Here is a 20,154-nt window from a genome sequence, read left to right as displayed (position 1 = left end):
GGTGGCCGTCCGGCGCCGGGGGCGCCGGCGGCTCAGGTCTTGTCGCGGGCCTGCTCCCACTTGTCCACGCGCACGCGCGGCGCGCTGGCCAGCTTCGCGAGGATGCCCGCGGGCGTGTCGGCCACATGCAGCAGGTCGGCGTGCTCCGTCTTCAGGAAGCCCTCGCCGACCGCGTGGTTCAGGAATCCCAGCATCCCGTCGTAGAACCCTGCCACATTGAGCAGACCCACGGGCTTGGCGTGGTAGCCCAGCTGCAGCCAGGTGAACGTCTCGAACAGTTCCTCGTAGGTGCCCACGCCGCCCGGCATGGCGATGAACGCGTCCGAGCGATCGGCCATCATCTGCTTGCGCTCGTGCATGTTGCGCACCACGTGCAGCTCGGTCAGGCCCATGTGGCCCACTTCCTTTTGCATCAGCGCGTCCGGGATCACGCCGATGGCCGTGCCGCCATGCGCGAGCACCGCGTCCGCGACCATGCCCATCAGGCCCACCTTGCCGCCGCCATAGACCAGTGCGAGCCCGCTGTCCGCGAGCGCGCGGCCCATCGCGCGGGCCGCTTCGGCGTATTCGGGACGGTTGCCGGTACTGGAACCGCAGTAGATGCAAACGGATTTCACGGCTTGCCTTGTTCGGTCTGGATCTGGGACGCTGCGCGTTCGGCGGCGAAGTCGCGCGCCAGCTCGTCGAAGGCCACGCGCGCGTTGCCGCGCAGATACGGCGCGAGTATCGAAAAGATATGGTAGCTGGCGCTGTGCAGGTAGCCGCGGATCAGCTCGGGATCGTTGTACTGGCGCGGGTGCTGCACGAACTGGAAGGACAGCCAGTAAGTGGCGATCACCACGATATTGGTGCAGATGGCGTCGACCTGCTCCGGCGTCGCCTCCATCTCGCCGTCGTCGAGGAACTGGCGGCAGATCTCCATCGCGAAGCGCTTCTTCTGGCCCACGATGCGCTTGAAGTTGGTCTCCAGCATGCGGTTGCGGGCCAGCAGGTCGTTGATGTCGCGATAGAGGAAGCGGTAGTTCCACAGGAACTCCGACATGTACTGCAGATAGCCCCAGCTCTCGCCCAGCGTTGCCTTGTGGTCGTCCGGCAGTTTCAGCCGGCGTTCCATCTCCTGCTCGAAGCGCACGAAGATGGACGTGATGATGTCGTCCTTGTTGCGGTAGTGGTAGTAGAGATTGCCGGGGCTGATCTCCATGGCCTCCGCGATGGTCGTGGTGGTGACGTTGGGCTCGCCTACCTCGTTGAAGAGGCGCAGCGATACGTCGAGGATGCGATCCCGGGTACGGCGGGGACCGGTTTGCGGTTTGGATTCCATGAGCGACCGGGCAAGGCGGTGATTCGGGGCAGCGGATTGCGATTATAAGCAATCGTGCCCCGGGACCCGGCCCGGGCCGCGCGCCGCGTCAGCGCGCCGCGGCGCGGCTCACTGGCGTATCCAGGCCAGGACGTAGGGCGCGGCGATGGCGATCCAGGTGCCGCCGCAAAGGATCAGCGCCAGCATCACGGCCGCGCTGCCGAAATCCTTGGCGCGCTTGGAGAGGCTGTGGCGCTCCAGCGAGATGCGATCGATGGCCGCCTCCACGCTGGAGTTCAGCAGCTCGACGATCAAGACCAGCAGCAGCGTGCCGAGCAGCAGGATGCGCTCGACCACGGTGGCCGGCAGCACGAACGCCAGCGGGGTCAGCAGCACCACCAGCGTCAGTTCCTGGCGGAACGCGCTTTCCTCCAGCACCGCGAAGCGCAGGCCCGACATCGAGTTGATCGCGGCCCGCCAGGCGCGGACCAGGCCCCGGTTGCCCTTGTGCGGGTTCTGCTCGACCGTGTAGTCAGCGTTCGCCGGGTCGGACGGCGGGGTCGGCATGGGCACTTCGGAGCGAGGAGGGGCTTTCGGCATGTTGTTGTGAGCGTGCTGACGATCCGCTGGCGGCCGGGGCGCCGGATTGGCCCCCGGGCTGGCTGCCGGCCAGCGGCCGCAGATGATTCAGGAATTGCTCCGAGGCCGCGCGCCACGAGAACCGCTCCGCATGGGCCCGCGCCGTGGCGCGGTCGATGCGCAGCGCTTCCAGGCAGGCCTCGCGCAGGTCTTCGTGCATCACGCCGGCCGGGCCGTCGCCGAGCACGTCGATGGGGCCGGTGACGGGATACGCGGCGACGGGCAGCCCGCTCGCCAGCGCTTCCAGCAGAACCAGGCCGAAGGTATCGGTCTTGCTCGGGAACACGAAAACGTCGGCGGAAGCATACACCTTGGCAAGCTCCGGCTGGCTAAGCACGCCCAGATAGTTGGCGTTGGTATAGCGCGCACGCAACGACGCCAGTGCGGGACCGTCCCCCACCACCCACTTCGAGCCGGGCAGGTCCAGCGCCAGGAACGCCTCCACGTTCTTCTCCACGGCGACGCGTCCGACGTACAGGAAGATCGGATGCGCCGTGTTCAGGACGTTGGCCTGCTGCGGCACGAACACGTCCAGGTCCACGCCCCGCGTCCACAGCACGCCGTGCGAGATGCCGTACTGGTGCAGGTCGCGCAGCACCACGGGCGTGGGCGCCATCACGGCGCGCGCCGGGCCATGGAACCAGCGCAGGAAGCGATAGGTCCAGGCCAGCGGAATGCCGAAGCGCGCCTGCACGTACTCGGGAAAGCGCGTGTGGTAGGCGGTGGTGAACGGCAGCTTGTGCCGCACCGCGTAGCGTCGTGCCGCCAGGCCCAGCGGGCCCTCGGTGGCGATGTGCAGCGCGTCGGGACGGAACTCGCGGATGCGGGCCCGCACGCGCGGGCCCGGCATCAGCGACAGCCGGATCTCCGGATAGGTGGGGCAGGGGACGGTGCGGAATTCGAGCGGGGTGATCAGGTCCACGGTATGGCCCATGGCCTGCAGTTCTCGGCGCGTGGATTTGAGCGTGCGCACCACGCCATTGACCTGCGGCTCCCAGGCATCGGTCACGATCAGGATTCTCATGCTTGTCCCCCTTGCGGCATGGCCGCGTGGATGTTGGCGCGCGGACCGGGACGGCGCCCGGTCCGCGGATTGGCGTCAAACGGTGGCGGCGGTCCTGCGGGTCTTGCGCGTGGTCAGGGACGAGCGGTCGAGCACCTGCGTCCAGTAGACGATCTTCAGTTCGCCTTCCATGGTCTCCACCAGCGCGGACAGGCTTTCTACCCAGTCGCCATCGTTGCAGTAGAGCTGCCCGTCCACTTCGCGGATCTCGGCCTTGTGGATATGGCCGCAGATCACGCCGTCGCAGCCGCGCCGGCGCGCTTCCTCGACCATCGCGTGCTCGAAGGAACTGATGTAGTTGACCGCGTTCTTGACCTGGTGCTTCAGGTACTGCGACAGCGACCAGTAGGGGAAGCCAAGCCGCGCCCGGATGCTGTTGAAATGCCGGTTCAGCGCGAGGATCAGCGTGTACAGCGAGTCTCCCAGGTAGGCCAGCCAGCGCGCGTGCTGCACCACGCCGTCGAACAGGTCGCCATGGACGACCCACATGCGGCGGCCGGTGGCGGTCACGTGGATGGCTTCCTCGCGCACCGCGATGTCGCCGAACGCCAGGCCGTCGAACTGGCGCGCCACTTCGTCGTGGTTGCCCGGCACGTAGATGACCTCGGTGCCCTTGCGCGCCTTGCGCAGCAGCTTCTGCACCACGTCGTTGTGGCTTTGCGGCCAGTACCAGCCGCGCCGCAGCTGCCAGCCGTCGATGATGTCGCCGACCAGGTAGAGCTTCTCGGAATCGTTGTGCTTGAGGAAATCGAGCAGGTAGTCCGCCTGGCAGCCTGGCGTGCCGAGATGGACGTCGGACAGCCAGATGGCGCGATAGGTATGCAGGGGATGCGGTTCGGGGGTGGGGTCGGGCGGGCAGGTCAGGGCGGGCGGGTTTGCCGGTGTCGAAGGCGGGCTGCTGCGTGGCGGCGTGCGGACTTCGGAGGGAGGCATGAAGCCCGCCGGCAGGGCCGACAGCAGCACGGACATCGAGGCCGCCGAGGCGGCGCATCCGGGCGATGCCCCCGATACGCCCGGCGCCGCGCCGAGCGGACCGCCGCGCAAGCGTTGCGCAACCCATGCCAGTCCCCTGGCGGTACGAAGTGCTTGAACCATGGCGGCCCCGTTGACGACGATGGCTCATTGAGCCTGCATCGCGTGACGGGGCGATGACCGAAACATGACTGACATGTGAATGCGGGGGGCTGCCTGATGTCCGCGTCATGGTGGCGGTGACCTTCCCCCCGGGCCGCTCTCCCGCCGGAGAGGGAGCAAATAACGTTGCGATGTCTGGAACAGCGGAGGTGTTCTCCCCTCTCCCACCAGCGGTAGAGGGCGAGGGAGGGTGAACGTCCACCACGCCACCGCCGTGCACTCACCCCGGACCGGAGACCTCCAAGCCCGCCAACGCCTCCAGCGCCGCGCGTGTCGCCCCCGCATCGCGCAGCAGCGACACGTGCCCGACGCCGGAGAGCGCAACATGCCGCGCGCCTTCGAGCCATGCCGTGCCCGGCGGGCCCGCGATCGAATCGTGCCAGCTGAACACCGAGACCATGCGGGCCCGCTCCGGCGCTGTCTCCGCCGTGGCCAGCGCGCTCAGCCAGCCGCTGCCGCAGCGCATCTGCGTGGCATTGATCCCGCTGCCATAGCGCGCCAGCGCGCAGCCGCGGTGCGGCGTGCCCAGCGTCACGATGCCGGCGCAGGGAGCCGGCACGCCGCGCTCGCGGGCGCGGGCCAGCGCGGCGCGCGCCGCCAGGCCTCCCATGCTGTGGCACAGCAGCAGCGGGGCGCGCCCTTCGCGCTGGTGGATGGTATCGATGCGCGCGAGCAACGCGCGCCCGTAGTCATCGATATCGCCCAGCACCGGTTCGAGGTCGATGGCTTCGCAGCGGTACCCCGCCGCGGCGAGCGCCGGCAGCATGTCCAGCCAGATCGCGTGGTTGCAGCCGTAGCCGTGCACCAGCAGCAGCGGCGGGCGCTGTACGCCCGGAGCATTGGTGGGCTCCGCGGCGACGGGCACGCGGGAGCGGAACGGTTGCAGCCAGTTGAACATGCGGAACACGGCCACGCATTCGTGCGCGTAGCAGGAAAGGGCGCGCCTCGGCCCGAGCGGCGCGGTCTCCCGGCGCAGCGCCACCGCTGCCGGAGGCAGCGCCAGTGCGCCGCCCGTACCGAGGCCGCTGAGCGTGACCGCAAAGGCGAGCGCCACGGTCACCGCGAACAGCGCCAGCACGATCAGGACCCCACCGGCGAACGCCGCATACCACGGCCAGTCGGCCAGGTTGATCAGCAGGCCGGCGCAACCGAGCGCGCCCGCGACCTGGACCGCCACGGCGGTCTGGCGCAGCCCGGCGGCCGACGGAATCATGGCTGGCGCGAACGCAGATCCACCAGCCTGGTACGCGCCAGGCGGTCATGCACGAATTGCCGGCGAGGATCGGCGAAGGCAAGCAGCAGCCAGAGCGCCAGACCTGCCGCGAGCACGCCGACGAAGGGGCCCTTGACCAGCCCCAGCGCATGGCCCACGGCGGCCGAAGGGGGCAGCCACAGCCAGGCCAGCACGAAGCGCAGCGCGGCCTGCGGCCAGCGCGGCGGCACGCCCCGCGCGGTCTCCACCCGGATGCGCCAGGTCTGCATCGGCAGCGTCTGGCCGCTGCGCTGCCAGAACCAGGTGAAATAGCAGCCCATCACCAGGAAGGTCCAGATCTGCATCGTGTAGGTGTTGTCCAGCCGCAGCGCCTGCAGCAGCGGACGCGCCAGCAGGTAGAGGGCCGTCGAGGCGGCCAGCACGCCGAACAGCAGCACGCCCTCGTACAGCATGCAGGCGATACGGCGGCGGATGGTCGGGGCCCCGGACGAGACGGCCTTGTCGCCAGCGGGCGAGGCGGCGGTGGTAGTGGTAGTCGAGTCAGCGGGCAAATTGGCAGGCATCGGGACAAGGCAGAGGAGCTAGGCAGCGCAGCGGCGAACCTGCCGCCAACGCAGGGCGCGACGAGGCTGCGCCATCGGGGCAGCGGCATTATGCCAAACGTGGAATCCGAAGACCGCGGCGCGCCTCCCCGGATGGGGCGCGGTGTCGCTAAACCGCGATGATGCGTGTGTCCGGATGGCTCTGGTATGCGGCGATCTTGGTGTCTGCGGTCAACAGTTCCAGTCCGTGCGACATGGCCTGGGCGATCATCAGCCGATCGAACGGGTCGCTGTGGATGGCCGGCAAGCCATGCAACCGGATCACGTCGCCCACCTCGATGGACCGTACCTTCCAGCCGGCGGCATCGATGTCAGCCGTGAATTCGGCGGGGTGGGCCGGCATGCTGTCTGGCGCCTTGGCGTTCTTTATTGCGACTTCCCAGACCGCCGCGACGCTGACGGCGAGGTCGTTGCTGGGGTCCTCCAGATACGAACGGGCAGTCGCGGGAAGAGACGATGGCTGATAAAGCGCCCAGAGGGCTATGTGGGTGTCGAGCAGGAGATTCAATCCGATTCCCCTTCGAACATCCTTCGGATATCTTCATTGGCTCGATCAATGTCGGCTGGAATCCGGTACTTGCCGGCCGCTACGCCAAGGCGGCGCTTGCCCTCCGGTGGCGCCGCGGCCGGTTCCCGCAGTGCCGGGGCGGCGGTGAGGTGATGGAGCGCGGCCCTCAGTGCCGGAGAGAAAGCCAACAGCACGGCGGCGGGGGCGCCGTCACGGCCCTCGATGATGACTTCGGCCTCCGTGCCCCTTACAACCGCGTCGACCAGCGACGGCAGCTCGGACTGCGCCTTCTGCAAATTGACCGTCGACATACCTCGCCTCTTCGCTCACAAGTTCGACGAGTATAACTACCAAGGTGGCGTGGTGTCCCCGGGGCGCAGCGGACGAGCAGCCGATAACCTCAAGTCGCCTTACTGCCGCACCGGTACGGCGTCCGCCGGCGCCGCTACCCCTTCGGTGACCGCCTCGCGCGGCACGTCGGTACCCGGGGCGGTTTCGGTCTGGGCCGTCTCCACGGCGGCCGGATCGGACGCGGGCGCGGGGGTGGCATGGCTGGCCGCGGCCACCGGTTCGGGCGCGCGTTTGCGGCTGGCCTGGGCCGACAGCGGCTTGGCCGACGGCAGGGCGCTGACCGCGCCGGGGCGGGCGGGCACGCGGGCCGCGTCGGCCAGTTCCTTCTTCTTCTCGTCGGGCAACTGCTGGTACTTGTCCCACGCCTGCGCCTTGACGTCGGACGGCAGCGACCGCGTGATCTGGTAGTTCTCGCGCGCCAGCCGGCGCTGCTCGGGCGTCATGGCCGCCCATTCGCCCATGCGGGTCTGCAGGCGCTGCTGTTCCGCGGGCGCCATGCGCTTGTAGCGCACCGCGATTTGCAGCCATTTGCGGCGGTGGATTTCGGCCAGGTTGTCCCACTGCCCGGCCAGCGGGGCGAGGATATGCCGCTGCTCGGCGCTCAGTTCGGCCCAGGTTGGGCGCGCCGCGACCGCTTGCGCCGGCTTGCCGGACGCGCCGGCGCCGGTCCCGCTGCCGCCCGCCGGCTGCGCGTGCGCCAGCGCCGCCAGTCCGCACCACACGGCGGCGGCGAGGGTGGCGCACCACGGCAGCCGGGCCGCGCCGCCTGTGCGGGCGGCCGGCGAGGCGGGCCGGGGGGCGTCGGACGCGTCGGTCGGGCGAGCGCTCATCTCACTCGTCGTCCTTCAGGAACATGTGGAAGCCCTGGTCGGCATAGGCCGACGGCGGCAGGTCGTCCAGCAGCATGGCGGCATCCAGGTCCACCAGTTCGTCCACGCGTTGCTGCTGCTGCCAGTCGTAAATGCCGGCCAGGCCCGCCGCCAGGGCGGCCACGGCCCAGAGCAGGCCAAGGCGGCGCAGCCAGTCGCCCACCCGGTGCAAGCCGAACGATTCGTCGCCAAGGGTGCCGCGTCCACCGGCGGCCGCGAGTTGCGGCGCGCGGACCGTGGCGGTCACCTTGCGGCGCGCGAGCGCGATGCGCCGCCCGGCGGCGAGCCGTTCGGCGATGTCTGGTCGGATCTGGTCGGCGGAGGCGTCCAGCGCGGTGCGGACGTGCTGGGCCAGCCGGCGTTGCTCGATATCGGTCTGGTGTCTGCTGGTCATAGTCGGAATCCCCGCGTGCGCAATGCCTGCGCAAGCGCGTGCGTCGCGCGGGAGCAATGCGTCTTGACGCTGCCTTCGGAGCAACCCATGGCAGCGGCCGTCTCCGCGACGTCCATATCCTCCCAGTAACGCAGCAGGAAGGCCTCCCGTTGACGCGCCGGCAGGCGCTGGACTTCCTGCTCGATGATCTGCATGGTCTGCGTGCGCTCGAACTGGTCGGCGCTGCTCTCGGCGGCCGCCGAGCCCGGCTGACCCTCGAGCGTCTCCAGCAGGTCGCCGTCGTCGTCCCGCTCGTCGCGCAGGCTGGAAAACAGCGAAACCCAGGTATTGCGCACCTTCTGGCGGCGGAACCAGTCGTGGATGGTGTTCTGGAGAATGCGCTGGAACAGGGGCGGCAGCTCGCCAGCGCCCTTGTCGCCATATTTCTCGGCCAGCTTGATCATCGCGTCCTGGACGATATCGAGCGCGGCTTCGTCGTCGCGCACCGCGAATACGGCCTGCTTGAAGGCGCGCCGTTCGACGGCGGCGAGAAAGTCGGAGAGTTCCTGTTCGGTTGCCATGCAGGGGGGCGCTGGGTGGGGCCGGCGGCACGCGGGCAGGGCGCGGCGTGCGGGTGCCTTCGGTGGCGTCCCGGAATCACAAAGTGCGGCGATGCTAGCAAAGATTCGGCGGTTGTGGCGTCCGCGCGTCAGCCGCGATGCGCGGATACGCCGGTTCGGCGGCGGGTGGCCCCATTACGACACGAGACCGTAGACCACGCTGTATCGATGAAGTATCATCGGCGGTTCACGACATCAGTGGTTGTCTCAATTGGCCGCTTATGAGGCGGTCTCTCATGCAGACGCGCACCGCTTGAACCCGTGCCACAAGCCCGGTAGAGAGCATCCGAACAATTTTTTGCCGAAAATTGCAAAGGACTGAAATGAACATGCCCAGCGCGGAATTCTCCCACGCAGACAGCAATTCATCTGCCGCACCCGAAATGATCGGGGCGGAAATTCTCGTTCACGCACTTGCCGAAGAAGGCGTCGAGTACGTCTGGGGTTATCCCGGCGGCGCAGTGCTGTATATCTACGACGAGTTCTACAAGCAAAAGAAAATCGAGCACATCCTGGTGCGCCACGAGCAGGCTGCCGTCCATGCGGCGGATGGCTATGCGCGCGCCACGGGCAAGGTCGGCGTCGCCCTGGTGACTTCCGGCCCGGGCGTGACCAATGCCGTCACCGGCATTGCCACCGCCTACCTCGACTCGATTCCGATGGTCGTCATTACCGGCAACGTGCCCACGCACGCGATCGGCCAGGACGCCTTCCAGGAATGCGACACGGTCGGCATCACCCGCCCGATCGTCAAGCACAACTTCCTGGTCAAGGACGTGCGGGATCTTGCCGCCACCATCAAGAAAGCCTTCTTCATCGCCGCCACCGGCCGTCCCGGCCCCGTGGTCGTCGACATCCCGAAGGACGTATCGCGCAACGCCTGCAAGTACGAGTACCCCAAGGCGGTCGACATGCGCTCGTACAACCCGGTGAACAAGGGCCATTCCGGCCAGATCCGCAAGGCGCTGGCGCTGGTGCAGTCCGCCGAGCGCCCGCTGATCTACGCGGGCGGCGGCGTCATCCTGGCGAATGCCAGCGAGGAACTGCGCCAGTTCGCCGCGCTGACCGGCCATCCCGTGACCAACACGTTGATGGGCCTGGGCGCGTTCCCCGGCACCAGCCGCCAGTTCGTCGGCATGCTGGGCATGCACGGCACGTACGAAGCCAATATGGCGATGCAGAACTGCGACGTGCTGATCGCCATCGGCGCGCGCTTCGACGATCGCGTGATCGGCAATCCGGCGCATTTCACCTCGCAGCCGCGCAAGATCATCCATATCGATATCGATCCGTCGTCCATCTCGAAGCGGGTCAAGGTCGATATTCCAATCGTCGGCAACGTCAAGGACGTGCTGCAGGAAATGATCAGCCAGCTGCAGGCCAGCGAGACCAAGCCGAAGCGCGAGCCGCTCGCCAAGTGGTGGGACCAGGTCGAGCAATGGCGTTCGGTGGACTGCCTCAAGTACGACCGCAAGTCCGAGATCATCAAGCCGCAGTATGTGGTCGAGAAAATCTGGGAACTGACCAAGGGCGACGCCTTCGTCTGCTCCGACGTGGGCCAGCACCAGATGTGGGCCGCGCAGTTCTACAAGTTCGACGAGCCGCGCCGCTGGATCAATTCCGGCGGCCTGGGCACGATGGGCGTGGGCCTGCCTTACGCGATGGGCATCAAGAAGGCGTTTCCGGACAAGGAAGTCGTCACCATCACCGGCGAAGGCTCGATCCAGATGTGCATCCAGGAACTGTCGACCTGCCTGCAGTACGACACCCCGGTCAAGATCTGCGCGCTCAATAACCGCTATCTCGGCATGGTGCGGCAGTGGCAGGAGATCGAGTACGACAACCGCTACTCGCACTCCTACATGGACGCGCTGCCCGACTTCGTCAAGCTGGCCGAGGCCTACGGGCATATCGGCATGCGCGTCGAACGCACGGCCGACGTCGAGCCGGCGCTGCGCGAGGCCTTCCGCCTGAAGGACCGCACGGTGTTCCTCGACTTCCAGACCGACCCCACCGAAAACGTGTGGCCGATGGTGCAGGCCGGCAAGGGCATTTCCGAAATGCTGCTCGGCGCGGAGGACCTGTGATGCGACACATCATTTCGGTCCTGCTGGAAAACGAGCCAGGCGCCCTGTCGCGCGTGGTGGGCCTGTTTTCCGCGCGCGGCTACAACATCGAGACGCTGACCGTGGCGCCCACCGAGGACGCCTCGCTGTCCCGCATGACCATCGTCACCTCCGGTTCCGACGACGTGATCGAGCAGATCACCAAGCATCTGAACCGGCTGGTCGAAGTGGTCAAGGTCGTGGACCTGACCGAAGGCGCGCATATCGAGCGCGAGCTGATGCTCGTCAAGGTGCGCGCCGTCGGCAAGGAACGCGAGGAGATGAAGCGCACCGCCGATATCTTCCGTGGCCGCGTCATCGACGTGACGGAGAAGACGTACACCATCGAGCTGACCGGCAACGGCAGCAAGCTGGATGCGTTCCTGGACGCCATCGACCGCACCGCCATCCTGGAGACCGTCCGTACCGGCGGCTCGGGCATCGGCCGCGGCGAGCGCATCCTGAAGGTCTGAGTCCGAAGTCGAAGCACCGATACCCATCATTGCAGTATCCAGTGGCGACGCCGCGGTGCCACGAGCACGCGGCGACGCCGCCCTCCACATATACAAATAGAGCGAAGGAATCATCATGAAAGTGTTTTACGACAAGGACGCCGACCTGTCCCTGATCAAGGGCAAGAACGTCACCATCATCGGCTACGGTTCGCAGGGCCACGCCCATGCGCAGAACCTGAACGATTCTGGCGTGAAGGTGACCGTCGGCCTGCGCAAGAACGGCGCGTCGTGGAACAAGGCCGTCAACGCCGGCCTGCAAGTCAAGGAAGTGGCCGAGGCCGTCAAGAACGCCGACGTGGTCATGATCCTGCTGCCGGACGAGCAGATCGCCGACGTGTACAAGAACGAAGTGCACGACAACATCAAGGAAGGCGCCGCGCTGGCCTTCGCCCACGGCTTCAACGTGCACTATGGCGCCGTGATCCCGCGCGCCGACCTCGACGTGATCATGATCGCGCCGAAGGCCCCGGGCCACACCGTGCGTTCGACGTACAGCCAGGGTGGCGGCGTGCCGCACCTGATCGCCGTGCACCAGAACAAGTCGGGCGCCGCACGCGACATCGCGCTGTCGTACGCCACCGCCAACGGCGGCGGCCGTGCCGGCATCATCGAGACGAACTTCCGCGAAGAGACCGAAACCGACCTGTTCGGCGAGCAGGCCGTGCTGTGCGGCGGTACCGTCGAGCTGATCAAGGCCGGCTTCGAGACGCTGGTGGAAGCCGGCTACGCGCCGGAAATGGCTTACTTCGAGTGCCTGCACGAACTGAAGCTGATCGTCGACCTGATCTATGAAGGCGGCATCGCCAACATGAACTACTCGATCTCCAACAACGCCGAATACGGCGAGTACGTCACTGGCCCGCGTGTGGTGACGGAGGAGACCAAGAAGGCCATGAAGCAGTGCCTGACCGACATCCAGACCGGCGAGTACGCCAAGAGCTTCCTGCTCGAGAACAAGGCCGGCGCGCCGACCCTGATCTCGCGCCGCCGCCTGACGGCCGAGCACCAGATCGAGGAAGTGGGTGCGAAGCTGCGCGCGATGATGCCGTGGATCGCCAAGAATAAGCTGGTCGACCAGTCGAAGAACTGATGGTCCGGCGGCCGTGCGCAACGGCCGCCCTGCAGCGTTGGCACGCGGCGCCCGCCGCGCGCACGGCTGGCCCGGAACACCGGGCCAGCCCGAGCCGTTCAGCGTTTTCCCGCGATTCCGGCGAACGGGATCGCTTCCGGGGGGAGGCTGGACGGCTTTTTGTTATCCTTGTCAGACTTTGATCACCGAATCACCTCCACTGCATGAACTACCCTCATCCGTTGATTGCCCGTGAAGGCTGGCCGTTTCTTGGCGGCGCCTTTGTCATTACCCTGCTGGTGCACGCCAGCGCGGGATTCTGGTGGGCGCTGCCGCTGTGGATCATCACGGTGTTCATCCTTCAGTTCTTCCGCGATCCGCCGCGCCCGATCCCGACCCAGCCCAACGCCATCCTGGCGCCCGCCGACGGTCGCATCGTGTCGGTCGAGAAAACGCAGGATCCCTATGCCGGCCGCGAGGCGCTGAAGATCAGCGTCTTCATGAACGTGTTCAACGTCCACTCGAACCGCGTCTCGGTCGATGGCACCGTCGAGAAGATCGACTACTTTCCGGGCCAGTTCGTCAACGCCGACCTGGACAAGGCCTCCACCGAGAACGAGCGCAATGCCGTGGTGATCCGCCGCACGGCCGACGGCAAGGTCGTGACGCTGGTGCAGGTGGCCGGCCTGATCGCCCGCCGCATTCTCTGCTACACCCGGCCGGGCGAGATGGTATCGCGCGGCCAACGCTACGGCTTTATTCGCTTCGGTTCGCGCGTGGATGTGTATCTGCCGCTGGAGGCCCGCCCGCGCGTCACCATCGGTGAAAAGGTGTCGGCGTCGTCGACCATCCTGGCCGAACTCGACTAAGCGCGATTCACGGGAGACTCGGCATGGGTGCTTTCAATCGCCGCAACAAGCGCGGAGCCGGCAACGTGACGCATCTGCGTCCGTTTCGCCACAACCAGCTGCGCGCCGACGATGACGATCTCGACGACGTCGACGATCCGGACATCGAATATGTGCGTCCCCGCCGGCGCGGCATCTATCTGCTGCCGAACGCATTCACCACCGCGGCGCTGTTCGCCGGGTTCTTCGCCATCGTGCAGGCGATGAACATGCGCTTCGACGCGGCTGCCATCGCCATCTTCGCCGCGATGGTGCTCGACGGCATGGACGGTCGCGTGGCCCGCATCACCAACACCCAGAGCGCCTTCGGCGAGCAGTACGACTCGCTGTCGGACATGACCTCGTTCGGCGTCGCGCCCGCGCTGGTGATGTACGAATGGATCCTGAAGGACCTGGGCAAGTGGGGCTGGATTGCCGCCTTCGTCTATTGCACCTGCGCCGCGCTGCGGCTCGCCCGCTTCAACGCCAATATCGGGGTGGTCGACAAGCGCTTCTTCCAGGGTTTGCCGAGCCCGGCCGCGGCCGCGCTGGTCGCGGGCTTCGTCTGGCTGGCCATCGACAACAAGCTGCCGGTGCGGGAGCTGTGGATGCCGTGGGTGGCGTTCACCATCACCCTGTACGCCGGGCTGTCGATGGTGACCAACGCGCCGTTCTACAGCGGCAAGGCGCTGGATGTGCGGCACCGCGTGTCCTTCGGCGTGATGGTGCTGGTCCTGGTGCTGTTCGTCGTGGTGTCCAGCGATCCGCCGGTGGCGCTGTTCGGCCTGTTCGTCGGCTATGCGATCTCTGGCTACGTGCTGTGGGGCTGGCGCGCCATGCATGGCGACCCGGCCGGGGTGTCGAAGGCGCGCGACACCGGCAAGGTGTCGTGACGACGTGGTAAGGGAAGAGGCGCTTCGGCGCCTTTTTGCTTTTTGGTGCATTCACTGACAGGAGACGATCATGGGCATGCTCGATTTCATCAAGGACGCAGGCGAAAAGCTGTTTGGCGGTCACGCCAAGGCGGCGCAGCCGTCGACCCCGGCCGCACCCGCGCCGGCCAACGATGCGGCGGCCACTGCCGATGCCGCCAACCGCGCGGCCGGCGACGCCATCGAAGCCTATATCCGGAAGATGGGACTGGATGCGACGGGCCTGATGGTGCAGGTGGACGGCGGCCAGGGCTTGGCCACGGTATTCGGCGTGGCCCCGGACCAGGCTACGCGGGAGAAGATCGTCCTGTGCGCCGGCAATGTGCAGGGCGTGGAGCGGGTCGAGGACAAGATGTCGGTCAATATCGAATCGACGGCGTCGCAGTGGCATACCGTGGCCAAGGGCGACACCCTGTCCGCGATCGCCAAGAAGTTCTATGGCAATGCCAACGCCTACAACGCGATCTTCGAGGCCAACAAGCCGATGCTGTCGCACCCGGACAAGATCTACCCGGGGCAGAAGCTGCGCATTCCGGCGCAGCCATGACGCCGGCCGGGCCTATCGGTCCGATCGAAAACCCGTGTTGCGTGCCGCTGGCATCTCGGCTATATTCGCTGGCATGATTTCGCGCCAGTCCATGCAATCCCTATTCGCCAGCATCCTCCTAGGTGGCCTACTAAGCCATCAGGTCGGGACGCGTGCGCGCTGAGGGAATTCACAGACCTCGCGTAAAGTCACACAGGATTCATTCACGCCCCGGCCTGCATCTCGCACGCCGGGGCGTTTTGTTTTTCGCCCGCGATTTTTGCCACCGAGTGTTGGCGGCATGCGAGAGACAGGCCAAGACACAAAGACTAGCCAGGAGCCCCACCATGTCCGACAAACTCATTATTTTCGATACCACGTTGCGCGACGGCGAGCAGTCGCCCGGTGCGTCCATGACCCGCGAGGAAAAGATCCGCATCGCGCGTCAGCTGGAGCGCCTGAAGGTGGACGTGATCGAGGCCGGCTTCGCCGCCAGCTCGAACGGTGACTTCGAGGCGATCCGGGCGATCGCCCAGGCCGTCAAGGACTCGACCATTTGCTCGCTGGCTCGCGCCAACGACAAGGACATCGCGCGGGCCGCCGAGGCGCTGAAGCCGGCGAACTCGTTCCGCATTCACACGTTTATCGCAACCTCGGCGCTCCATATGGAGAAGAAGCTGCGCATGACGCCGGACCAGGTCTATGAACAGGCCCGCCTCGCCGTCCGCTTCGCGCGCCAGTTCACCGACGATATCGAGTTCTCGCCGGAAGACGGCAGCCGCTCGGACATGGATTTCCTGTGCCGCGTGCTCGAGGCGGTGATCGACGAAGGCGCCACCACCATCAACCTGCCCGACACGGTGGGCTACGCGGTGCCGGAGGGCTACGCCGCGTTGATCCGCTCGGTGCGCGAGCGCATTCCGAATTCGGACAAGGCGGTCTGGTCCGTGCACTGCCATAACGACTTGGGCATGGCCGTCGCCAACTCGCTGGCCGCAGTCAAGCTGGGCGGCGCGCGCCAGATCGAATGCACGATCAATGGCCTGGGCGAGCGTGCCGGCAACACCAGCCTCGAAGAGGTGGTGATGGCGGTCAAGACCCGCCGCGATTATTTCGACCTCGATGTGGGCATCGACACCACGCAGATCGTGCCGGCCTCCAAGCTGGTATCGCAGATCACCGGTTTCGTGGTGCAGCCGAACAAGGCCGTGGTGGGCGCCAACGCCTTCGCGCATGCTTCGGGCATCCACCAGGACGGCGTGCTCAAGGCGCGCGATACCTACGAGATCATGCGGGCGGAAGATGTGGGCTGGACCGCGAACAAGATCGTGCTCGGCAAACTCTCCGGCCGCAACGCGTTCAAGCAGCGCCTGCAGGAACTCGGCATCGCGCTGGAGAGCGAGACCGAGGTCAATGCCGCCTTCACCCGCTTCAAGGAACTGGCGGACCAAAAGGCCGAGATCTTCGACGAGGACATCATGGCCATCGTCTCGGACGAGGCCCACGATGCCAACGAGCACTACCGCTTCGTCTCGCTGTCGCAGCACTCGGAGACCGGCGAGCGGCCCAAGGCGCGCGTCGTGTTCAATATGGACGGCCAGGAGTACAGCGGCGAAGGCGAGGGCAACGGTCCGGTCGACGCGACCCTGCATGCGATCGAAGGCAAGGTCAACAGCGGCGCGGAACTGGTGCTGTTCTCGGTGAACGCCATCACCACCGGCACGCAGGCGCAGGGCGAGGTCACGGTGCGGCTGTCGAAGGCGGGCCGTATCGTCAACGGCGTGGGCACCGACCTGGACATCGTCGCCGCCACGGCGAAGGCGTACCTGGCCGCCCTGAACAAGCTGCACGACAAGGCGGTGCAGAAGATCAACCCGCAGATCTGATGCGCGGGTAGCGGGGAAGGGCACGAAAAAGGCCGGGCGATTGCCCGGCCTTTTTCATTGGGGCGTCCGCTACGCGGGCAAAGCGCTGTCAGCGCCGGCTTTCGCGCGGGTCCGCCAGCGGATCCGGCGTGATCTGGGTCTGCCGCAGCACGCCGCCGTCGTCGAAGTAGAAGTTGAACATCGAGGGCCAGTTGTCCTCGTGCAGGAAGCGGTAGGACCAGACCTCTCGGCGCATCAGGGGGAAGTACGACGTCGGCTCGCGCGGCAGGCCGAAATGCTCCGCCACGTCGCGCTTGGTCCAGGTGCCGATCTGCGCCTTGTACAGTTCCGGCGTGGTCAGCATCTGGCGGAAGCTGACGAGATTGCCTGCGGTATCGAAGTCCGCGGCATAGGCCTGGCGGCCCAGCGGCTGCTTGGAATAGATCCAGCGGACCCGGCCGTCCGACAGCTTGAAGATGTCGGTGGGCTCCCCGAACCTTGCGCGCACGGCGCTCTCTGGGGCGCCGACCAGCCTTTGCGCTTCCTGCACCGGTTGCAAATATACGCAGGCCGACAGGGCCGTGCCTGCCACGGCGAGCGCCAGCCAGCGGCGAGCGCGTTCGAATCCGTTCATGGCGATTCCTCAAACGGTTGCTTTGTCCGATTTCCGACAGTGTAGCGCCGAAGATTTTCCGTGCCCATGTCGGGCCCGCAAAGACCACGGCAGTTTCCGTAAGACCCGGATGGAATCGCGGCACACACTCGTGCCCTTGCGGCGTGCGATGCCGCGACCGGCCGGTCAGCGCATCGCGGCTCTGTCCCGCCCCCCTAACGTGACCGAACAGACAAAAAACCCGATGCCGGACATTCCAGTTTTCCAAGATGTCGCCGCGCTGAGCACCGGCTTGGCCCTACGCTGCCATATCGCGGCAATGGCAAAGGGCGTGCCGTTCAGGGTGGGAGATCTGACGTTCAAGATCAAATGGGCGCGCGACTATACCGCCGCCTACGTCAAGCCCTTGACGGAAGGCCGCCGGGAAGCCGGCGTCCGCGCTGTCGAAAGGAGCATTGCGTCCGCGCTCCGGTTCGGGGCATTGCTGAGCGCGGCAACGTTGTCGGTCAATGGCGACCATATTGACCGCGCCACCGTCGGCCGCCACCTCGCGAGCGGAGGACTGCTGAAGGTCCTGGGCGCGGACGGGGCGGAACGCCTGCTCCGGATCGACTGGGCAAAGGACGGCTCGAACGGAAAGTGGGTCGACGTCACGGAGGCGAGGCTGCCCTCGTGGAGGCGGTTCCTGCGTTTCCTCTGTCATGGCGTCTCGGGAACCACGGCAAATCGTGATTTCGCCTGCTTCAACGGCGTGAAGGCCATGTTCGACATCCCGGCGCTTGCCCGCGACTACCGGCTGGGCGAGCCCGAGGGCACGCGCGATACCGGCGCACCGTTGCCGCCCACCGCAGAGCAGCGCGCACGAATGCCGTTGCTCGCCGAACAATTGTCGCGACTCCATGCGTTCTTCCAGGCCGCTGCCACGGAGCCGGCCGAGCCGGAAGCGGCCGCCGTAGCGCGTTCCTTTGCCGCATGGGCGCTGCGAATGGTCGACGGAATTTCGGCGATCGACACCGGACCGCAGTTCGAAGACCTGTGCTCGTCGCTATCCCTGCTCAACGATCTGGTTCCATGGGTCGAGGGGGCCGAATCGCCGGAGCAGCGAGGCAAACGGCTTCTTGGTGTATCGAGAATATGGGCATGCTCGGGCGGGTCGAAGGTTCTGGACCTGGCTTACTTCCAGTTGACGTCGTTGCCCGACAGTGTCTTCCGGCATCTTCCGCATCTCACCGTGCTGAAACTCGACTACAACCGATTCTCGTCGTTGCCGGCTTCCATTTCGCTCGCGCAAGGGCTCCTGGTCATCCATATGCGAGCGGTTGCGTTGGACGATCACCCCCGGATCACACAATTGCCGGACACGATAGGCGACTTGCCGTCGCTGCGCGAACTCGACCTGGCGATGCAGCGGCTCGCTACGCTGCCGGCGTCCATCGGACGCCTGTCGCGCCTGGTCTCCCTCGGCTTGCGCGGGAACAGCTTCACCGCGTTTCCCGAAGCACTGTCCGGCCTGAACGAATTGTGCCAAGTGGATTTGACGGCCAATCCCATTTCGTTCGCGGGACCGAACGGCGTACCGGCCATGCCTGCCACGCGCGCACGGGTTCACTATGATCGGGCTCCACAGGCCAACCGGCCGGTCCGCGGCGCCATGCGGGCCCCATGGGAGACCGATCTAGCCCCGCCGCCTCCGGCACGACAGCTGCGGTTTACGCCGAAATGCGGGCTGAGCGGCGCGCTGGCCGCCTGGTATCCCGACATGAGCGACGTGGACCTCGAGACGCTGTGCGGCTCCTGGGATGCCGCCCTGATGGCCGATGCGGCGCCGGTCAAGGCCCAGATGCTCGCGGAAGCAAAGGCGGAGGCCGACCGCCGCGTCAGGTGGCTGCCGGCTGCCACGACGGAGGAAACCAGGCACCGGATCTGGAACTCGGCCTACCAACAACGGGTAGGGAGCGCGAACGAGATGGTGCAGACAAGGACGGCGGACTCCTTCGCGGCCTTGCTGGAGCGGCTGCCAATGACGGCGGAATACGAGGATGCCGCCAAGGCGAGAGACCGCACGCCGCCGGGCGTCGACTGCGCCCAGTGGAACCACTACGTATCGCGGGTGCAACGCGTGCTGGAGGCCGTTCGGCAGGACGCGGCGCTGCGGGCCGAGTGTTTCCAGCTGGCGGCGGACGGCCTGGGATCGTGTGGCGATCGCGTTGCGCTCGCATTCAACGAGATCGAGAGCCAGTGTCTGGTCCACGCGCTGGACAAGGAGTACGCCGACCGCGGCGCGCAAAGCCTCGAGCGCGCGAGGATCGAGATCGGAAAGAAGTACTTTCGGGCGCGCCGTCTGGAGGAGTCGGTGGCCGCGGATCTCGCCGAACGGCGCGGCTACGTCGATGAAATCGAGGTTCGGCTGAAATACCAGTTGGAGTGCGCAGGGCGCGGCGTCGATTTTCCGGTCCCGATCGCAAGAATGCTCTACCGTGCCGATGTGACCGAACAGCAGGTCGACGCGGCCATGCGCCACATCCGCGAAGGAGAGAACGACAAGCGCCAGCTCGCCCGCTTCTTCGCCATGGAGTTGCCGTTCTGGCGTCGGCACCTGGAAAGCGCGTACGCCGGGCAATTCGCCGCCGCGACCGTGACCGTCAAGGAGGAAATGGCCGCCCTGGCCGCGCTGGGCGCGGATGGCGAAGGCAGCGACACCGCTCCCGCCGACGCGCGCCCGGGCAAGGACGCCGCGTATTTCCGGCGCACCTACCTGCAAGGCGCAGCGGCGGCGAACGGGGGGAGTGGGCGGGCCTTCCCGCCGCACCATCCGGATCCGACCCGGCTGTCGGAGGCCGAGTACGCCGACGTGTTGGATGCCATCAACGCCCGCGAGCAACAGATCAAGGCGGACCTCTATATGAAACTGTCGACGGAATTGCTTTGACCCTGGCCATGGCCGCATCCATTGCCACGCCCTGGCCGCTG

At 66.6% G+C, this 20,154-nt stretch carries 21 protein-coding genes; 8 read left to right on the top strand and 13 right to left on the bottom strand.

What is annotated here, in order from left to right; all coding sequences use genetic code 11:
• Nucleotides 1-32: 32 nt before the first annotated feature.
• The 12 genes from LDO27_RS11505 to LDO27_RS11450 all read right to left on the bottom strand — a co-directional run bounded on the left by LDO27_RS11505 (nt 33) and on the right by LDO27_RS11450 (nt 8,633).
• Nucleotides 33-617, bottom strand: coding sequence for an LOG family protein (locus LDO27_RS11505; protein WP_224041870.1), 585 nt, complete (start codon nt 615-617; stop codon nt 33-35).
• Nucleotides 614-1,321, bottom strand: a complete 708-nt coding sequence (locus LDO27_RS11500) for a TetR/AcrR family transcriptional regulator (RefSeq protein ID WP_222201504.1) — start codon at nt 1,319-1,321, stop codon at nt 614-616. The genes LDO27_RS11505 and LDO27_RS11500 overlap by 4 nt, the downstream gene beginning before the upstream one ends.
• Nucleotides 1,322-1,429: 108 nt before the next feature.
• Nucleotides 1,430-1,900, bottom strand: coding sequence for a diacylglycerol kinase (locus tag LDO27_RS11495; protein ID WP_222201503.1), 471 nt, complete (start codon nt 1,898-1,900; stop codon nt 1,430-1,432).
• Nucleotides 1,833-2,963, bottom strand: coding sequence for a glycosyltransferase family 4 protein (locus LDO27_RS11490; RefSeq protein ID WP_224041866.1), 1,131 nt, complete (start codon nt 2,961-2,963; stop codon nt 1,833-1,835). The genes LDO27_RS11495 and LDO27_RS11490 overlap by 68 nt, the downstream gene beginning before the upstream one ends.
• 75 nt (nt 2,964-3,038) lie before the next feature.
• The gene (locus LDO27_RS11485) at nt 3,039-4,097 is read right to left on the bottom strand and encodes a UDP-2,3-diacylglucosamine diphosphatase (RefSeq protein ID WP_224041865.1); all 1,059 of its coding nucleotides are present in this window, start codon (nt 4,095-4,097) and stop codon (nt 3,039-3,041) included.
• 259 nt (nt 4,098-4,356) lie between these two features.
• Nucleotides 4,357-5,349 carry an alpha/beta fold hydrolase gene (locus LDO27_RS11480; RefSeq protein WP_224041863.1) on the bottom strand — a complete coding sequence of 331 codons (993 nt, stop codon included), beginning with the start codon at nt 5,347-5,349 and terminating at the stop codon, nt 4,357-4,359.
• Entirely contained in the window at nt 5,346-5,912 is a 567-nt protein-coding gene (locus tag LDO27_RS11475) for an RDD family protein (RefSeq protein WP_222201499.1), read from the bottom strand. The genes LDO27_RS11480 and LDO27_RS11475 overlap by 4 nt, the downstream gene beginning before the upstream one ends.
• Nucleotides 5,913-6,060: 148 nt before the next feature.
• Nucleotides 6,061-6,459 carry a type II toxin-antitoxin system VapC family toxin gene (locus LDO27_RS11470; RefSeq protein ID WP_224041861.1) on the bottom strand — a complete coding sequence of 133 codons (399 nt, stop codon included), beginning with the start codon at nt 6,457-6,459 and terminating at the stop codon, nt 6,061-6,063.
• Nucleotides 6,456-6,770 (bottom strand): type II toxin-antitoxin system Phd/YefM family antitoxin, encoded by a 315-nt coding sequence (locus tag LDO27_RS11465; RefSeq protein ID WP_222201497.1) that lies wholly within the window; start codon nt 6,768-6,770, stop codon nt 6,456-6,458. The genes LDO27_RS11470 and LDO27_RS11465 overlap by 4 nt, the downstream gene beginning before the upstream one ends.
• 99 nt (nt 6,771-6,869) lie before the next feature.
• Nucleotides 6,870-7,640, bottom strand: coding sequence for a DUF3106 domain-containing protein (locus LDO27_RS11460; protein ID WP_224041860.1), 771 nt, complete (start codon nt 7,638-7,640; stop codon nt 6,870-6,872).
• A gap of 1 nt (nt 7,641) precedes the next feature.
• Nucleotides 7,642-8,073, bottom strand: coding sequence for a DUF3619 family protein (locus LDO27_RS11455; protein WP_222201495.1), 432 nt, complete (start codon nt 8,071-8,073; stop codon nt 7,642-7,644).
• Nucleotides 8,070-8,633, bottom strand: a complete 564-nt coding sequence (locus tag LDO27_RS11450; RefSeq protein WP_224041858.1) for an RNA polymerase sigma factor — start codon at nt 8,631-8,633, stop codon at nt 8,070-8,072. The genes LDO27_RS11455 and LDO27_RS11450 overlap by 4 nt, the downstream gene beginning before the upstream one ends.
• 362 nt (nt 8,634-8,995) lie before the next feature.
• Between LDO27_RS11450 and LDO27_RS11445 the strand changes: the two genes are divergently transcribed.
• The 7 genes from LDO27_RS11445 (at nt 8,996) to LDO27_RS11415 (ending at nt 16,592) form a co-directional block, all read left to right on the top strand.
• Nucleotides 8,996-10,759 carry an acetolactate synthase 3 catalytic subunit gene (locus LDO27_RS11445; RefSeq protein WP_222201493.1) on the top strand — a complete coding sequence of 588 codons (1,764 nt, stop codon included), beginning with the start codon at nt 8,996-8,998 and terminating at the stop codon, nt 10,757-10,759.
• Nucleotides 10,759-11,250, top strand: coding sequence for an acetolactate synthase small subunit (ilvN, locus tag LDO27_RS11440; protein ID WP_222201492.1), 492 nt, complete (start codon nt 10,759-10,761; stop codon nt 11,248-11,250). Before LDO27_RS11445 ends, ilvN begins: the two co-directional genes overlap by 1 nt.
• A 115-nt stretch (nt 11,251-11,365) precedes the next feature.
• Nucleotides 11,366-12,382: a ketol-acid reductoisomerase gene (gene ilvC / locus LDO27_RS11435; RefSeq protein WP_222201491.1), complete on the top strand. Its 1,017-nt coding sequence runs from the start codon at nt 11,366-11,368 to the stop codon at nt 12,380-12,382.
• Nucleotides 12,383-12,585: 203 nt separating this feature from the next.
• Entirely contained in the window at nt 12,586-13,230 is a 645-nt protein-coding gene (locus LDO27_RS11430; RefSeq protein WP_222201490.1) for a phosphatidylserine decarboxylase, read from the top strand.
• 23 nt (nt 13,231-13,253) lie between these two features.
• On the top strand, nt 13,254-14,141 hold the full coding sequence (pssA, locus tag LDO27_RS11425; protein ID WP_222201489.1) for a CDP-diacylglycerol--serine O-phosphatidyltransferase: 888 nt from the start codon (nt 13,254-13,256) through the stop codon (nt 14,139-14,141).
• Nucleotides 14,142-14,211: 70 nt separating this feature from the next.
• Nucleotides 14,212-14,727: a peptidoglycan-binding protein LysM gene (gene lysM, locus LDO27_RS11420; protein ID WP_224041856.1), complete on the top strand. Its 516-nt coding sequence runs from the start codon at nt 14,212-14,214 to the stop codon at nt 14,725-14,727.
• Nucleotides 14,728-15,053: 326 nt separating this feature from the next.
• Entirely contained in the window at nt 15,054-16,592 is a 1,539-nt protein-coding gene (locus LDO27_RS11415) for a 2-isopropylmalate synthase (protein ID WP_222201487.1), read from the top strand.
• Between the two features lie 88 nt (nt 16,593-16,680).
• Here the strand turns inward: LDO27_RS11415 and LDO27_RS11410 are convergent, their stop codons facing one another.
• Nucleotides 16,681-17,205, bottom strand: a complete 525-nt coding sequence (locus LDO27_RS11410; RefSeq protein ID WP_222201486.1) for a hypothetical protein — start codon at nt 17,203-17,205, stop codon at nt 16,681-16,683.
• Nucleotides 17,206-17,404: 199 nt separating this feature from the next.
• Between LDO27_RS11410 and LDO27_RS11405 the strand changes: the two genes are divergently transcribed.
• On the top strand, nt 17,405-20,113 hold the full coding sequence (locus tag LDO27_RS11405; RefSeq protein ID WP_224041854.1) for an NEL-type E3 ubiquitin ligase domain-containing protein: 2,709 nt from the start codon (nt 17,405-17,407) through the stop codon (nt 20,111-20,113).
• Nucleotides 20,114-20,154 lie beyond the last annotated feature (41 nt).

Origin of the sequence: Cupriavidus respiraculi (assembly GCF_914271545.1) — a bacterium.
In the GTDB taxonomy this organism is placed as follows: domain Bacteria; phylum Pseudomonadota; class Gammaproteobacteria; order Burkholderiales; family Burkholderiaceae; genus Cupriavidus; species Cupriavidus respiraculi.
Note: the sequence above shows the minus strand (reverse complement) of the source record. Positions and strands in the feature narration are given on the sequence as shown.

Bases quoted from the DNA above. Each gene is read 5' to 3' on its own strand.
- lysM (WP_224041856.1), top strand. From the start codon at position 14,212: ATGGGCATGCTCGATTTCATCAAGGACGCAGGCGAAAAGCTGTTTGGC.
- LDO27_RS11460 (WP_224041860.1), bottom strand. From the start codon at position 7,640: ATGAGCGCTCGCCCGACCGACGCGTCCGACGCCCCCCGGCCCGCCTCG.
- LDO27_RS11485 (WP_224041865.1), bottom strand. From the start codon at position 4,097: ATGGTTCAAGCACTTCGTACCGCCAGGGGACTGGCATGGGTTGCGCAA.
- LDO27_RS11445 (WP_222201493.1), top strand. From the start codon at position 8,996: ATGAACATGCCCAGCGCGGAATTCTCCCACGCAGACAGCAATTCATCT.
- LDO27_RS11490 (WP_224041866.1), bottom strand. From the start codon at position 2,963: ATGAGAATCCTGATCGTGACCGATGCCTGGGAGCCGCAGGTCAATGGC.
- LDO27_RS11450 (WP_224041858.1), bottom strand. From the start codon at position 8,633: ATGGCAACCGAACAGGAACTCTCCGACTTTCTCGCCGCCGTCGAACGG.
- pssA (WP_222201489.1), top strand. From the start codon at position 13,254: ATGGGTGCTTTCAATCGCCGCAACAAGCGCGGAGCCGGCAACGTGACG.
- LDO27_RS11430 (WP_222201490.1), top strand. From the start codon at position 12,586: ATGAACTACCCTCATCCGTTGATTGCCCGTGAAGGCTGGCCGTTTCTT.
- LDO27_RS11495 (WP_222201503.1), bottom strand. From the start codon at position 1,900: ATGCCGAAAGCCCCTCCTCGCTCCGAAGTGCCCATGCCGACCCCGCCG.
- LDO27_RS11415 (WP_222201487.1), top strand. From the start codon at position 15,054: ATGTCCGACAAACTCATTATTTTCGATACCACGTTGCGCGACGGCGAG.
- ilvC (WP_222201491.1), top strand. From the start codon at position 11,366: ATGAAAGTGTTTTACGACAAGGACGCCGACCTGTCCCTGATCAAGGGC.
- LDO27_RS11465 (WP_222201497.1), bottom strand. From the start codon at position 6,770: ATGTCGACGGTCAATTTGCAGAAGGCGCAGTCCGAGCTGCCGTCGCTG.
- LDO27_RS11455 (WP_222201495.1), bottom strand. From the start codon at position 8,073: ATGACCAGCAGACACCAGACCGATATCGAGCAACGCCGGCTGGCCCAG.
- LDO27_RS11480 (WP_224041863.1), bottom strand. From the start codon at position 5,349: ATGATTCCGTCGGCCGCCGGGCTGCGCCAGACCGCCGTGGCGGTCCAG.
- LDO27_RS11500 (WP_222201504.1), bottom strand. From the start codon at position 1,321: ATGGAATCCAAACCGCAAACCGGTCCCCGCCGTACCCGGGATCGCATC.
- LDO27_RS11410 (WP_222201486.1), bottom strand. From the start codon at position 17,205: ATGAACGGATTCGAACGCGCTCGCCGCTGGCTGGCGCTCGCCGTGGCA.
- LDO27_RS11475 (WP_222201499.1), bottom strand. From the start codon at position 5,912: ATGCCTGCCAATTTGCCCGCTGACTCGACTACCACTACCACCGCCGCC.
- ilvN (WP_222201492.1), top strand. From the start codon at position 10,759: ATGCGACACATCATTTCGGTCCTGCTGGAAAACGAGCCAGGCGCCCTG.